This window comes from Bradyrhizobium ganzhouense, assembly GCF_049949285.1.
GTDB lineage: Bacteria > Pseudomonadota > Alphaproteobacteria > Rhizobiales > Xanthobacteraceae > Bradyrhizobium > Bradyrhizobium ganzhouense.
This window is the reverse complement of sequence record NZ_CP181318.1, coordinates 8,138,853-8,152,564: the sequence shown is the minus strand read 5'-3', so window position 1 is coordinate 8,152,564 and position 13,712 is coordinate 8,138,853. Positions and strand designations below refer to the sequence as shown.

The 13,712-nt window shown below is 60.7% G+C and carries 12 protein-coding genes and 1 pseudogene; 2 read left to right on the top strand and 11 right to left on the bottom strand.

What is annotated here, in order from left to right:
- The first annotated feature begins 301 nt into the window (after positions 1 to 301).
- Positions 302 to 904, top strand: a complete 603-nt coding sequence (locus ACLFLU_RS37980; RefSeq protein ID WP_426409743.1) for an SGNH/GDSL hydrolase family protein — start codon at positions 302 to 304, stop codon at positions 902 to 904.
- Between the two features lie 25 nt (positions 905 to 929).
- Positions 930 to 1,097: pseudogene (locus ACLFLU_RS37975) on the top strand (HpcH/HpaI aldolase family protein); the annotation flags it as partial.
- A 714-nt stretch (positions 1,098 to 1,811) separates the two neighbouring features.
- Here ACLFLU_RS37975 and ACLFLU_RS37970 read toward each other — a convergent pair.
- The 11 genes from ACLFLU_RS37970 to ACLFLU_RS37920 form a co-directional block, all read right to left on the bottom strand.
- Positions 1,812 to 2,219 carry a PAS domain S-box protein gene (locus ACLFLU_RS37970; protein WP_426409742.1) on the bottom strand — a complete coding sequence of 136 codons (408 nt, stop codon included), beginning with the start codon at positions 2,217 to 2,219 and terminating at the stop codon, positions 1,812 to 1,814.
- 95 nt (positions 2,220 to 2,314) lie between these two features.
- Positions 2,315 to 3,325: a cytochrome d ubiquinol oxidase subunit II gene (gene cydB / locus ACLFLU_RS37965; protein ID WP_426409741.1), complete on the bottom strand. Its 1,011-nt coding sequence runs from the start codon at positions 3,323 to 3,325 to the stop codon at positions 2,315 to 2,317.
- On the bottom strand, positions 3,325 to 4,725 hold the full coding sequence (locus ACLFLU_RS37960) for a cytochrome ubiquinol oxidase subunit I (RefSeq protein ID WP_426409740.1): 1,401 nt from the start codon (positions 4,723 to 4,725) through the stop codon (positions 3,325 to 3,327). The genes cydB and ACLFLU_RS37960 overlap by 1 nt, the downstream gene beginning before the upstream one ends.
- A 297-nt stretch (positions 4,726 to 5,022) precedes the next feature.
- A complete protein-coding gene (locus ACLFLU_RS37955; RefSeq protein WP_426409739.1) occupies positions 5,023 to 5,457 on the bottom strand; it encodes a hypothetical protein in 435 nt (144 codons plus the stop codon).
- 49 nt (positions 5,458 to 5,506) lie between these two features.
- On the bottom strand, positions 5,507 to 6,880 hold the full coding sequence (locus ACLFLU_RS37950) for an NAD(P)/FAD-dependent oxidoreductase (protein WP_426409738.1): 1,374 nt from the start codon (positions 6,878 to 6,880) through the stop codon (positions 5,507 to 5,509).
- Positions 6,881 to 6,930: 50 nt separating this feature from the next.
- Positions 6,931 to 8,145, bottom strand: coding sequence for a globin domain-containing protein (locus ACLFLU_RS37945; protein WP_426409737.1), 1,215 nt, complete (start codon positions 8,143 to 8,145; stop codon positions 6,931 to 6,933).
- Between the two features lie 520 nt (positions 8,146 to 8,665).
- The gene (locus ACLFLU_RS37940) at positions 8,666 to 9,451 is read right to left on the bottom strand and encodes an enoyl-CoA hydratase (RefSeq protein WP_426409736.1); all 786 of its coding nucleotides are present in this window, start codon (positions 9,449 to 9,451) and stop codon (positions 8,666 to 8,668) included.
- Between the two features lie 32 nt (positions 9,452 to 9,483).
- Positions 9,484 to 10,707: a CaiB/BaiF CoA transferase family protein gene (locus ACLFLU_RS37935; protein WP_426409735.1), complete on the bottom strand. Its 1,224-nt coding sequence runs from the start codon at positions 10,705 to 10,707 to the stop codon at positions 9,484 to 9,486.
- Between the two features lie 29 nt (positions 10,708 to 10,736).
- The gene (locus tag ACLFLU_RS37930) at positions 10,737 to 11,588 is read right to left on the bottom strand and encodes an enoyl-CoA hydratase-related protein (protein ID WP_426409734.1); all 852 of its coding nucleotides are present in this window, start codon (positions 11,586 to 11,588) and stop codon (positions 10,737 to 10,739) included.
- Positions 11,589 to 11,677: 89 nt separating this feature from the next.
- Positions 11,678 to 12,655, bottom strand: a complete 978-nt coding sequence (locus ACLFLU_RS37925; RefSeq protein ID WP_426409733.1) for a 3-hydroxyacyl-CoA dehydrogenase NAD-binding domain-containing protein — start codon at positions 12,653 to 12,655, stop codon at positions 11,678 to 11,680.
- A gap of 26 nt (positions 12,656 to 12,681) precedes the next feature.
- On the bottom strand, positions 12,682 to 13,596 hold the full coding sequence (locus ACLFLU_RS37920; RefSeq protein WP_426409732.1) for a 3-hydroxyacyl-CoA dehydrogenase: 915 nt from the start codon (positions 13,594 to 13,596) through the stop codon (positions 12,682 to 12,684).
- Positions 13,597 to 13,712: the final 116 nt, after the last annotated feature.

Here is a 13,712-nt window from a genome sequence, read left to right as displayed (position 1 = left end):
ACCAGCAAGATGACGCGCGGGATTAGCTCGCAAAAATAAAATGGCGAGCTCCCGTGAGCGGACATGCCCATGGCGTTCTGGCCTTCACAATCGCCCCTACCGGAATCGAATTCGGCTCTGACTCGAAATACTGGCGGTAGGGTTGATCTAACGTAATATCGCGAGGCGAAGGTTGGGTCTTGTCATGTGTACTGCCTAACCAAACAGAAAAACCGGAACAGAAGTCTGTTTGATGTGCGGACCGCGACCCATCGACAGAGCAAAATGTGCACCCGGTACCGAAATCGAGAGAAACTCAATCATGGCCTCCGTTAGGCATCTCATCGTGGATGGTTCGAGCTCCAGCGTCGACAATGGCGGAGCGGGAACGATTTCGTATCATACGCTCTATCTGCCCCACGCCAGCGAGCAAACCGTTCAGCAATCCTTCGCGACTGATGGGGCCACTCTGCGGGACATGATTGCGCGACAGGCCGCGGTGATAGCTGCGCTGACGGACGGGCCAAACATCCTTTTCATACAGGGTGGGCAGAATGACCTGCTCACCGTCGATCCTATCGTCTGGCTTTCGAGCTATTCAGACTATCTAGCCGACTTCCGAGCCGCGATCGCATCCTCGCAAAAGCTAGTCAAAATGGGTATCTCGACTCACAACCCGCGCAACGACGCTCAGTTCAACGCTCATAGAGCGATTGCAGATCAAGCGTTGCGACTCTTTCCTAGCGAAGGCAAGTGCGATTTCATCGTTGATTGGGCGATTGATCAGACTTGGGGGCCGGACTCCGCTGCATCGAATCAGACGCTATATCCCGACGGGACGCACCCGTCGCAGGCCGGACAGGCAAATATGGAAGCCAAATATTTCCGACCTGTTCTGAATTCGCTTTTCGCTTCTTTGATCTAGCCGAAGCCTAAGATCGTCCAGATGAGCGTTTGCAGTGAAGAAGATCCGCGCCTCCGGCAGGGTCGCCGGTACTCTCGTGACCTCAGACGAATTGCCGTCCTGGCTCGAACAGGGTGTGCGGTATTTCTACATCCACTCAGATCCGTTCCTTCGCGTCGGACTGACCGGCATCAAGAAAATGCTCGTTCGGTAGTGGGACCGAGTTGGAGCTCGGTTGCTGAAGCTATACCGTCGGAATTTGTCCCGTCAGATTTGAAGATTTGTGTTGCAAAATCAACGACGAAACGTCGTTCGAAATGATAGAGTGGGAGTAGGGGAGCCGGTTGTCATCGCGCGGTTTGGCTTGGTTTGGAGCGTCTATTTCATTTCTTCCCGGTCGCGTCGTCACTTAAGCCTGATTGAGGTCTGAAAACTATCGCGCTTCCGCGAACAGCGCATTGTGGTGTACTACGGCGTGCAGAAAGGTCGGGTTTGAGGGATTGGCAGCTCACTCTTCGCGCAATGCGGAGACTGCTTGGTCACTCTTGTTGGGCTGGGTTAGCTCAACGTCTCCAATGATGGATTGGAGCGAGTTCAGGTTTATCAATCTCTTAGACGGTGGCGTGTGCACGACGTGCGCACCGGGAGATCAAGAAAAATCTATCGAAGGCAGGCGGGGGGCGTCCTTGGATTGATGTCCAGAGAAGCGTGGACGGGCCTGACAGTGAAGCGGCGGACCAAGTCAGGGATAATCACTAATTGGGTGCTCTGGTGAGCCCGCCAGGGTTCTGACCTGCAACCAGGACCTTGTGAGTGGTCGGCTGTAGTCGCAGAGCCACGGCACCACTTGCGCGCAGCGGCTTTCTCGTCGGCCATGGTCTCGTTCATCGGACCCAAGGCGGCGGACAGGATGACGGCCGCCTCGTCGTCATCGAAACCGCTCAGAGCGTTCTAGCTCAACGCGCTCTGTTACGTCCCGCGCCATCGCAACCGCGCCCAGCAACTTGCCATCGGCATCGTCTCGGATGATCGCAAAGCTCATCTCGACGTACAGTTTACGCCCGCTTTTGTGTACCGCGCGCGTCAGAGTAGGGCGGCCTTGAAGCTTCGTGCCGCCCGTTGATACGGCGGTGTCGAAGCCGCTCCAGTGACGGACTCGCAGGTGCTCGGGAACAATCAGATCGAGACTCCGGCCTAGCGCCTCGTCCGACGAATAGCCAAATAGGGCCACCGAAGCTCGATTCCACCGAATGATCGCTCCCGAGCGGTCTGCGCAAATGACAGCATCAACGAGCTGTTCGAGAACCGATTCAGCCAACTTGGATCGATCTTGCATTGGGCGCCTTTCAATAGGAAAGCTCGGATCCACGTCGCTGCACCCTTCCCTGTGATAGGCGCTCCCGCTTGATCTAGAAGGTTGGCGTGAGGCGATTACTCATACCCCACCTCGGCCCGCACCTTTCCGCGGAAGACCCAATACGACCAGCTCGAATAGGTCAGGATGACGGGAACGAGGAACAGCGTTCCGACTAGAAGGAAGGCCTGGGTGCGCGGCGACGAGGCAGCCTCCCACAGCGTCAGCTGGTAGGGCACAATCATCGGATATAGGCTGATCGCCATGCCAACGTAAGAGAGGACAAAGAGGCCGATGGCACCGAAAAATGGTGCCGTCTCGGCTTTGCCGCCGAGTGATCGCCAAGTTCCGAGCGCAATCACGCCGGACAGTACGGGCACTGGCGCGAACAGCGCGATGTTGGGCCAGCTAAACCAGCGCGCTGCCACTGCGGGGACCATGATTGGTGTCCAGATGCTGACGATGGCGATCGCGGTCACGACACCGATGAGGCAGATGCGGCCTTGGCGACGCGCCGCGGCCTGAATGTCACCTTCGGTTTTCAGGATAAGCCAACCCGCGCCGAGAAGGCCGTATCCGAACATCAGGGCGACGCCGGTCAGAACGGAGAATGGCGTGAGAAACGCAAACGACGTTCCCGCGAATTGCCCATCGCGCACCGGAAAACCCTGGACGAATGCGCCAAGCACGACGCCTTGCGCGAACGTGGCGATGGCGGATCCGTAGCAGAATGCACGGTCCCAGAACGTCTTGTTTTCAGTGTCGCGAAACCGGAATTCGAACGCAACGCCCCGGAATACCAGCGCAAGCAGCATCACCAGGATGGGGAAATACACCGCCGGAATAATCACCGCGAAGGCGGTCGGGAAGGCCGCGAGAAGACCAAGGCCACCAAACACTAGCCAAGTCTCGTTGCCGTCCCAGATCGGCGCAATCGAGTTCATGATGGTGTTGCGGGAACGCTTGTCGGGCGCCAGGCCAAAGAGCATCCCCACGCCGAGATCGAAGCCATCGAGCAGCACATAGAAGAATATGGCCGCCGCCAGGATCACCGTCCAGATCGGAACCAAATCGAGCACCTGGGTCATCACACGTTTCCTTTCACGACGTTGATTGCGGGGGCCAGGACTGGCGCCCCAGGCAGACCAGCCTCGATTGCGGGAGCCGATTCGCTGGTCTCAACCGGGCCGTTGCGAACGAGCCGAAGCAGCATGATGAGGCCCGTGGGGTAAATCAGTAGATAGACAGCCATGTAAGCAAACAGCGACAGCGTCACGTCATGGCTTGTGAGAGACGGCGACACCGAGGCTGCCGTGTGCAAGAGCCCATAGATCGTCCACGGCTGCCGGCCGACCTCGGTCACGAACCATCCGGCGATGACCGCAATAAAGCCGAGCGGAATCGCACACTGGCATGCCAGCAGGTACAGCCGAGTGTCGTAGAGCTGCCCACGCCACCGCAGCCAGCCGCCCAGAAGCACGAGCGCCAGCATCAACCCCGCGCATCCAACCATCGCGCGGAAGGCAAAGAAGGGGATAGCAACCGGCGGACGTTGATCGGCGGGGAAGTCCTTCAAACCCTTCACCTCGCCATGGAGATCGTGCGTCAGGATAAGGCTTCCGAGATAAGGAATCTCGATGGCGAACTTGTTGTGCTCGGCCTTGTCATCGGGGATCGCAAAGAGCGTCAGCGGCACGCCCTTGCCGGTATCCCACTTGGCTTCAATGGCCGCGAGTTTCGCGGGCTGATATTTGCGGGTGTTGAGGCCGTGCATATCGCCAATCACCATCTGCAGCGGCACCAACACGGTCAACGCCCATAGCGCCATCGAAAACATGATGCGCGCTTCCTGGACGGATCGATTGCGCCTGAGCAGGTAAGCGCCCACGCCGAGGACGACAAAGCCCGTTGTCGTGAAGAATGCGAACGCCGTATGCGCCAGCCGATAAGGAAATGACGGATTGAAAATCACCTTGATCCAGTCTGTCGGAATAAACTGGCCATTGACGATCTCGTAGCCGGCCGGCGTTTGCATCCAGCTGTTGGCGGACAAGATCCAGAACGTGGAAAACAGCGTGCCGATCGCCACCATGAGTGCCGCGAAGAAGTGCGCCCACGACGGCACCAGCTTGCGGCCGAACAGCAGGACACCGAGGAAGCCGGCCTCCAGGAAGAAAGCGGTCAGGCCCTCATATGCAAACAGCGGCGAGAGGACCTGGCCGGCTGCGGACGCGTAGCGGCTCCAGTTGGTGCCGAACTGAAATGGCATGATGATGCCGGTCACGACGCCCATACCGAATGCGATCGCGAAGATCTTGATCCAGAATGTCGAGGTGCGGACATAGACTTCGCGTCCGGTCGCGAGAGCCAAGCCCTCGAGGACGGCGATAAAGGACGCCGCTCCGACGGTGAACGCAGGCAGCAGGATGTGCCAGGCGATGACCCAGGCGAACTGGATGCGAGACAATAGGACTGGATCGAAGTGCATCGCTGAACCTCTCGTGTTTCGGTCATGTGAAGAGAGCAGTCGAAGGGGCTCTCAAGGCCGTCTGCAAAGCATGCAGGCTCGTTGAAAATAGACCGCGCAGCTCGGATGCCTGAGTAAACGCTGCCAAATCCCCGCAAATTCTTCAAAAGCAGCGGAAGCTATGTGGCTGTTCATCAGCTCGCGCAATTCCGAACCATCAACGCCTGTACTTCTCGCTTTGGGATGCGCTCGTAAGGAGAATGTGCACGCTTGCGGAATTCTCAGCGAGCCGACTTGATTCCGTGCTCGTAAGCCGGCCTATCCTCGCCGGAGCTCTTCGAGCCAGCTCGCAAAGCGTGGGTGCCTAATAAATCTACCGTCTAAAGCAGCTAATTCTTGACGAAAGGACGGAAGAGAGAGAGTTCTTTCAATATCGGGCTCTCTTATCTTCCAGATCGCCGATGGAAGGAAGCCATGCACCTTAAGCTCATAAAGCTCGTAGATTGAGTAGATGATTTCATGCGCTGCTCGACGCTCTTCTGGTGTCATGTCCAAGTCGCAAGGTGCGTCGCTTTCAACGAAAGCGGCTATCGGGAGGTTGCGCCTCAAGTCGGAGATCCGGTCGGAATATTTGAGGAAAATGTCAGCTCCCACGCGCCTGTTGTTGGTGTGCAGCGCGGCGTAGATGGCAATACTGCCAACTATGACGGTGCCAAGCGTCATAAATCTCAAAATGTGATCGAGCACCTGCATTGTCCATCAACTGGGGGATCCTAATCATCGACCGCAAGCGTGGCGCCGCTTACGATGTCGGCTGGTGGCCCTCACGCGAGTCCCGTGCGGGAGTACCGACGCTCGGCGGCTCCGGGATCAATCGCGAGCTGCGCTGACCGGTGAAATACGACCAGAGCCACTGGTGCTGCACCCGCCAACGGTTCTGCAACTGCGGCAGGGCGAGGATGTGAACGAACGCCCACACCAGCCACGTCAGGGCGCCGCTCGTGCGCAGCCAGCCGCGCTCCAACACCGCGTAATTCTTGCCGACGACCGCCATATTGCCCTTGTCGAAATAGCTGAACGGACGCTTGACCTGCCGTCCCTTCAGCTCCTTAGCGATCAGCCGCCCGACAAAGTGTCCTTCCTGGATCGCCGCCTGCGCCACGCCTGGCACCGGGTGTTCGTTTTTTTGCATGACCGACGCCGCATCGCCCACGACGAAGACGCAGGGCGCCTCCGCGACCTTCAGGAAGGGATCAACGAGCGCGCGCCCTGCGCGGTCGGTCTTGGTGCCGAGCATCTTTGGGATCGGCGACGCCGCAACCCCTGCGGTCCAGAGCACCGTGGCGCTGGGGATCCGGTTTCCGCCGGCGACCACGCCCTGCGCGTCGACGGTCTCGACCTTCACTCCGGTCAAGACCTTCACGCCGAGCTTTTCGAGGCGTCGGGTCGCCCTGCGGGACAGCGCCTCGGCAAAGGTCGGCAGAACCCGCTTGCCTGCGTCGAGCAGAATGATGTTCGCCTGTGCCGGATCGATATGGCGGAAGTTGCCGCGCAGCGTCCCCTTCACCATCTGCGCGAGAGACGCGGCGAGCTCCACGCCGGAGGGACCAGCGCCGACCAGCACGAACGTCATCTGACGCGCGCGTTCGGCCTCGTCCTCGGTCGTCGCGGCCAGTTCAAACGCGCCGAGGATTTTGGCTCGGATCGTCTCGGCGTCACTGAGGTTCTTGAGGCCCGGCGCATATTGCGCGAACTCGTCGTGCCCGAAGTAGCTCGGATGCATGCCGGTCGCGACCACCAGGTAGTCGTAGGCGATCTTGAGCGCGCCCGCGCCAGGCGAAGATGCCTCGATCGTGCGGGAAGCCACGTCGATGCCGGTGACCTCCGCCAGGAGCACGCTGAGGTTTTTCTGCTTCACTTCGAGCTGACGGATCGGCGCGGCGATCTCCGCAGGCGAGAGAACCGCCGTCGCCACCTGGTAGAGCAGCGGCTGAAAGATATGATGATTGCGGCGGTCGATCAGGATGACATCGACATCGGCGCGCCGGAGCGCACGCGCCGCTGCGATCCCTGCAAAGCCGCCGCCAATGATGACGACGCGCTTGCGCTCTCGGCGGGGGGCCTCGGCAACGGCAATCGCCTCGTCAGCCCGGGTCTCAGCCAACATCACGCTCATGGGTTCACCTCGTTCGTGCTCTTTGTCACTAGTTTCAGCAAGCTATCGGCCTATTCGTAATCTGCCTGCCACAGGTCTGGGCCGAACATTTCGTACTGGATATCCCGGGGTGGAATACCAATCGCGATAAGAGCGCTGCGGATCCCATGCATGAACGGGACCGGTCCGCACATGTGATACACCGCATTGTCGGGCAGACGGACGTGTGACAGGTCCATCTTGCCGGCGAAGACGCCTTGCACCGGCAATTTGCTGTCGGCTCCCTGCTCGTACCAGACATAGATAGAAGCATGGCGCAGCGCGACGATGTCATCGCGGATCTGGTCGCGGAGAGCGAAGGCATTCTCGTTGTGGTCGGCATGCAGCAGCATGATCGGCAAAGCGGACCCAGTGGTGGCAAGGTGCGAGAGCATCCCGGCCATCGGAGTAATGCCGATACCAGCACTGATGAACACCATCGGGCGCCCAGAGTAGTCGTCCAGCACCAGGGGACCGAAAGGAACGGACAAGCTCAGCACGTCGCCCACCCTGACGCTGGTGTGCAACAGCGTCGACGCCTCTCCGTCGGGCTTTCTTGCTGCGCCGTGCACTCTTTTGACCGAAAACTGGCGGGAGTCTCCCTGGTCGGCCCGGCTCAGACTGTACTGGCGCGATTGTCGCGTGCCGTCGGGCAGCGGCACCTGCACCGATATATATTGGCCGGGAAGCGACGGCTTCACCAGGTGATCCTCGATACGCTTGACGACAAACGTCACCACATCATCGGTTTCCTGGATCTTCTTCTCGACCTCCCATTGCCGCCAGATCGTCTGCGGACTCACGCCGCGCGCGCCGTAGAGGCCGCGCTCCACGTGGGTCAGGGTGTAGGCCATCAGCCAGTACACCTCATCCCACGCCGCCGCGACGTCCGGCGTCACCGCGTCACCCAACACCTCTGCAATGGCCGACATCAGGTGGTCATGGACGATCTGGTACTGCTCCGGCTGGATGCCCAGCGACGTGTGCTTGTGCGCAATGCGGGACAGAAGATTCTCGGGCAACCGATCAGGCGAGTTCACCAGTGCGGTGGCGAATGCGGCCACCGATCCAGCCAAGGCTTGCTGCTGGGTGGCGTCGGCCTGGTGGCTGCGGTTGAAGAGCCCATCCATCAGCTCCGGATGTGCTGCAAACAGAAGCCCATAAAAGCACTTGGCGATTTCCTCGATGTGCGCGCCGACGACCGGTAGTGTCGCTTGGATGATGGGTCGAGACTTGTCTGAGAGCACGACGCTCCTCCGTGTGATGCGTTGTCTTGCGGCTTCTCGATAGCTACGCCGCGTGACCCAAATGCGCGAGTTAATGCTGCCAAAGTTACGCAAATCTCGATAAGACGCTGCAAACAAGAAAGGCTCGGGGGCAAGTTAAACATCGCGGTTCTCGTCGTCGCGACGAACAGAAAAAGTCCCAGGCTCCGGAATCCGGATCATGGAAGAGAATCCGAAGGTCTCCGTCGCGCTAGTCCACGATGCTGTCAACGCTCCAGCCGTAGGGCCCCGCTATGGCATCCTGGCGCACAAGAAGCGGGCCATTTTGCAATGCGCGGGCTTGCTCGATGCCTCGACGGCGCTGAGAACAGTTGGCTTCATCATGGCCAGGAACACTGCGAAGCACAGCGCTACCATGGCAAACGTGGCGAAGCTCAAGACGTGTTTCATATCAGTCACGCCTTTGCCTGGCGCCGCTCTTAATCCCGGCTTGCGTCGCGCCATACTCGACGCGACGCTCATCGATTGCTGCGGGCGCGGACTATTTGGCCGCGACGGGCGCCTTCGTCTTGTTGAAGTTGGGCGGCCGCTTCTCGAGGAAGGCCGACAGCGCTTCCTTGGCGTCTGCCGAGGTTACTCGCTCCATGAACTCCTGGTTTTCATCCTTGATCGCCGCATTGAGCTGGTCAATCGAAGGCTGCTTGAGGAGCCGCTTGCTCGCCAGCAACGCGCTGCTCGGTTTTGCCGCCAGCTTCTGCGCCGTTGCGGTGGCTGTCGTGAGCAGGTCGGCGTCGGGCACCACGCGGGTTACGAGGCCCAGCTCCGCTGCACGCGCGGCCGTGAACGGCTCTCCCAGCAAGTACAATTCCGCCGCCCGGAGATGGCCCACACGCGCCGGTATCGAGAAGCTCGATCCGAATTCCGGCACCAGCGCCAGGTTGATGAACGGTAGCTGGAATTTCGCGCTCTCCACAGCGTAGATCAAATCGCAGTGCGTCAGCATCGTGGTTCCGCCGCCGATCGCTGCGCCTTGCACGGCTGCGACGATTGGCTTTTCGAACTTGACGAATGCGTCCATCAGGAGCCCTTGCGGAAATGCACCCGGCCTCGGCGGATTCTTGAGGAAATCCACGACATCGTTGCCGGCGCAGAACACATTTCCGGTGCTGTGCCAGAGCACGACTCGGATCGCATCGTCGTTGTCAGCTTCGTTGAGGATGTCAGCCAGGTTCGTATACATGGCGGACGTCATCGCGTTTTTCTGGGCTGGGCGATTAAGCTGGACCCGCAGGATACCGTCGGTACGCTCGGTGAGGATGTCGCTCATGGGCTTGTTCCTTTCTCTCTGTCCGTCCTGTGTCAGGCGTGTTCCTTGACTTTCGGCACCGCGCCGTGGGCGCGCAGGTCCTCGATACCATCGGCGTCAAATCCGAGGTCACGCAGGATCTCTTCGGTGTGCTCGCCGAGGTTTGGAGCACGCCGGGCCGGAACCTTGGCGACACCGTGAAGCTGAATCGGGCTGCTGATCGTCGAAGTCAGCTTGCCGCCGGCACCTTCGAGCGGAACGACGATGTCGTTTGCCACCAGCTGCGGATCGTTGATTACCTCTTCCGGTCCGCGTACGGCGCCGAACGTGACGTGCACGCCGTTGAAAACCTCCTCCCAGTGCGCCATCGGCTGCGCGGAGAAAAGATCGTCGAAGATGGCCGTGAGCTGCGGCATGTTCGCCATCAGCTTCGCGGGATCCGAGAACCGCGGATCGGTCAGGAGATCCGACCGGCCGATCGCGTTCGCCACCGCCGCCAACTTGTCGGGCATGACGATGAGAACGAACCAGGTGCCGTCGGAGGCGCGATACACGTTGAGCGCAGCACTTGCCGGATGCTTGCGATCATGCAGCCCGTAGAACTTCGCGCCGGCAAGCGCAGCCTGAATCGAAACGCTCGCCGACCAGACACCCTCCGCGAGCAGCGAGGTCGTGACATACGCGCCCTTGCCGGTGCGCTCGCGGCGGTAGAGTGCCGTGACGATCGCCGAAAAGATTCCCACAGCCGTCGCGTTATCGCCGCTGCCGGCCACCGGCCAGGTCGGCGGCGCGCCGGCATCGCGCGTCATCGACAGCAGGCCGCTGCGCGCCCAATAGGAGGTGATGTCGAAGCCGGGAAGACTGGCATCCGGTCCTTTTTCGCCAAAGCCTGTGAGATCCGCGTAGATCAGGCGCGGATTCCATTGCATGACGTCGGCGTATTCGAGCTTCAATTTCTTGCGCGCGGGATGCGGCGTATTGACGATGAATACGTCGGCCCACCTGACCAACTGCTCGACGACCTGTTGCGCGCTTGGCGACTTCAGGTCGAGCGTGATGCTGCGCTTGTTGCGGTTGGCCAGATGCCACTGATAGGGATCATCTGAAGCAGGCTGCGGCGGGATCTTATGCGCATGTCGCCAGGGGTCACCGCTCGGCGGTTCGACCTTGATGACGTCGGCGCCGAAATCCGACAGGATGACGGCGGCGCCGGGCGCCGCGACGAAGCTCGCGAAGTCAACCACCTTCAGTCCAGAAAAAACGTTGTCGTTTGCCATTGGGTCTCTCCTAAATCGTCGCGTTGGCTTCACCGCCCCAGGAACTGGGGGGCGCGCTTCTCGAGGAAGGCAGACGTGCCTTCCTTCTTGTCTTCCGTCCCGGCGCACAGCCCGAAGTAGGAGGCTTCCAGTGCGAAGCCCTCGCTCTGGCTCGTGTCCAATCCCTTGTTCACGGCCTCGAGCGAAAGCTTGACAGCGATGGGAGCGTTCGAAGCGATCATCTTCAGGATGGCTTCCGCACGTGGGATGAGATCGGTTGCCTGGACGACTTCGTTGACGAGCCCGATGCGCCAGGCCTCCTGCGCGCTGATGATCTCGCCGGACAGAATGAGCTGGAGCGCGCGGCCCTTTCCGACCAGGCGCGGCAAGCGCTGCGTGCCGCCGCCCCCGGGAAGCAATCCCAGCTTGACCTCGGGCTGGCCAAACTTCGCGTGCTCGACCGCGATGCGGATGGAGCAGGCCATTGCCGTCTCGCAGCCGCCGCCGAGTGCAAAGCCATTGATCGCCGCGATCACCGGCTTGCCGAGATTCTCGACGAGATCGAGCACCTCCTGCCCGGAGCTGCTGGACCGTTCGGCATCGATCGCACTCGCATGCGCGAGCTCGCTGATGTCGGCGCCGGCGACGAATGCCTTGTCACCTGCGCCGGTGAGGATGACGCCGCGCACGGCGTCGTCGTCCCGTGCATGCTCGAAGGCCGTGCGCAGATCCTTCCACGTCGGCGTGTTCAGGGCGTTGAGCACCTTGGGCCGGTTGATGGTCACATAGGCGACCGCGCCGCGCTTTTCGTACAGGACGTTTGCGAGCGTCAGTGCCGCCGCCGAAGGATCGGCAGGCACTGCTGCGGGCGGAGAGTCGAGCGTCGTTGTTGTCGATGACATGTTGATCTCTCTTTTCAGGTTGCGAGCCGGCGCAATGCGCACCGGCGCGCTTTTCGGTTCTCAGATGAATGCGCAGAACCCGCTTGGGCTTACGCAACTGGCTCGATCGATTTCGTCTGGGTCGACTTGGCGGCCTTCTTGCGCAGTTCGAGCAGGCCGAGCAGGACTTCGTCGCGCTCCGCCTCCAGCTCCGCAATGGTGCGCGATCCGACTTCCGCGTGGACGCTGTCGATCAGCTTCTGCTGCACGTCCGGCGTCAGCACCGGCGAGCCGAGCGTCTTCCACCAGGCCGTCATCGGCCCCGAGAACTGATGGAAGAAGTGCTCGATGCCACCCGGGCCGCCGCCGAGGTGATTGAGCATCAAGTTGCCCATGATTCCCCAGCGCAGGCCCGGGCCCCAGGAGAGGGCGGTGTCGACGTCGGCGGCGCTCACCACGCCCTCGGCGACAAGATAGTAGACCTCGCGAGCCACTGCGGACTGCAGCCGGTTGGCGACGTGGCCGGGCAGCTCCTTCTTGACGCGCACCGTCTTTTGCCCGATCGACGTGTAGAATTCCTCCACGCGCTGGATTGTCGCTTCCGAGGTCTTGGCTCCGCCGACGATCTCGGTCAGCGGGATCAGGTGCGGCGGATTGAACGGATGACCGATGACGCAGCGCTCGGGGTGCGCCGCGGCGCCTTTCTGGATCTCGCTCATGGTGAGCCCCGACGAGCTCGATGCAATGATCACCTCGGGAGCCAGCAGCTCGTCGAGCTGCCCATAGAGCTTCTGCTTGAAATCGATCCGCTCGGGGCCGTTCTCCTGGACGAGGTCGACGCCGGCGACTGCCTGCGTGAGATCTGCCGTGAACTTGAGGTTCGACTGCGATGCTCCCGCCGACAGGCCCAAGCGCTTGAGAGCTGGCCAGGCCGTGTCCACGAACTTGCGGAGCGAGGCCTCCGCGTTCGGCGCGGGGTCGGTTGCGACAACCTGCAATCCTTTGGCGAGAAACAGCGAGGCCCAGCTCGCGCCGATCACGCCGGTGCCGATGATGGCGATGCGGCGAATGGGTTTGGTGTTCGACATGGTTTGATTCTCCTGTTCGGCGTTTTTCAGACTTCGGCGTAGGCGATACCGGTGAGGTTGCCCTGGGCGTAGAGGAAGTTGCGCACGTTCTTGCCATCGAGGTCGGCGGAATAGACCGAGCCGGCGAAGTCGGTGACGAACATCCGGTTGCCGGGCACGTCGAGGGCGATGCCGATGCCTTCCATCAAATGCGTGACCACAATCTCCGGATCGGCCTTTGTGTCGACCGGCGCGCGATTGACGGTGTTGCCGCGCGGCGGATCGCCACGATCGGTCCAGTAGAGGACACGGTTCGCCACATCGAGTTCGAGGTCGATCGGCTCCGGCAGACGATCGAACAGCACCTCGATGTCGGAACGGTTCGTCGGGGTCTCGCCCTTCGGGATCTCGATGTTGGCGCGGAAGATGCGGCCCTGCTCACCATTGTCGGGGCCCTTCTGCGTCCAGTAGATTTTCTTGAACTTCGGATCGATGGTGATCCCGACGCACCACAGGTTTTGATCGCGCGCATCGTTGTCGCCGTGGCCGGTTTGGACCAGCGTCTCGACCTGCGAGCCGTCGAGGTTGGCGCGCATCACGCGCATACCCTCGCGGTCGCACCAATAGAGTTTGCCGTTCTCCTTATCGAGATGCATCTGCTTCGGCGTGTGGATGACGCCCTGAGGGACGATGACCTTGCGGTTCCCACCGTCGAGGTCGGCGCGCTCGATGGAGCCGTCGTTGAGAGGGGGGACGCCCATGTTGGTCCAATAGATGTGACCAGCCTCGACATCCACGACGATGCCATCCGGGAGGCGGCCATCCTTGACGATGATCTTGCGGTCGGAACCATCGGGATTCATCGAGTGAATGCGGTCTCCGCTCAGTTCGAGAACGAACAGTCGGCCGGAACGGGTGGTGCTGGATGAGGTCTTCGATTTGGTGGCTTCGATTGTCGTCATTGTCTTTCCTTCGGCTGTCGCAGTTGTCTTCTCTCACGTGGCCTTCGCTCGTCCCTATCTGACCCACATCGGCCGCCATCGCGAGTAAAGCCCGGCAAATCGTACCAAATCGCTGC

What these genes read in the sequence shown, in the direction of transcription:
- ACLFLU_RS37935 (WP_426409735.1), bottom strand. Translation starts at nt 10,707, where the DNA reads ATGGCAAACGACAACGTTTTTTCTGGACTGAAGGTGGTTGACTTCGCG.
- ACLFLU_RS37980 (WP_426409743.1), top strand. Translation starts at nt 302, where the DNA reads ATGGCCTCCGTTAGGCATCTCATCGTGGATGGTTCGAGCTCCAGCGTC.
- ACLFLU_RS37930 (WP_426409734.1), bottom strand. Translation starts at nt 11,588, where the DNA reads ATGTCATCGACAACAACGACGCTCGACTCTCCGCCCGCAGCAGTGCCT.
- ACLFLU_RS37920 (WP_426409732.1), bottom strand. Translation starts at nt 13,596, where the DNA reads ATGACGACAATCGAAGCCACCAAATCGAAGACCTCATCCAGCACCACC.
- cydB (WP_426409741.1), bottom strand. Translation starts at nt 3,325, where the DNA reads ATGACCCAGGTGCTCGATTTGGTTCCGATCTGGACGGTGATCCTGGCG.
- ACLFLU_RS37950 (WP_426409738.1), bottom strand. Translation starts at nt 6,880, where the DNA reads ATGAGCGTGATGTTGGCTGAGACCCGGGCTGACGAGGCGATTGCCGTT.
- ACLFLU_RS37970 (WP_426409742.1), bottom strand. Translation starts at nt 2,219, where the DNA reads ATGCAAGATCGATCCAAGTTGGCTGAATCGGTTCTCGAACAGCTCGTT.
- ACLFLU_RS37925 (WP_426409733.1), bottom strand. Translation starts at nt 12,655, where the DNA reads ATGTCGAACACCAAACCCATTCGCCGCATCGCCATCATCGGCACCGGC.
- ACLFLU_RS37955 (WP_426409739.1), bottom strand. Translation starts at nt 5,457, where the DNA reads ATGCAGGTGCTCGATCACATTTTGAGATTTATGACGCTTGGCACCGTC.
- ACLFLU_RS37940 (WP_426409736.1), bottom strand. Translation starts at nt 9,451, where the DNA reads ATGAGCGACATCCTCACCGAGCGTACCGACGGTATCCTGCGGGTCCAG.
- ACLFLU_RS37960 (WP_426409740.1), bottom strand. Translation starts at nt 4,725, where the DNA reads ATGCACTTCGATCCAGTCCTATTGTCTCGCATCCAGTTCGCCTGGGTC.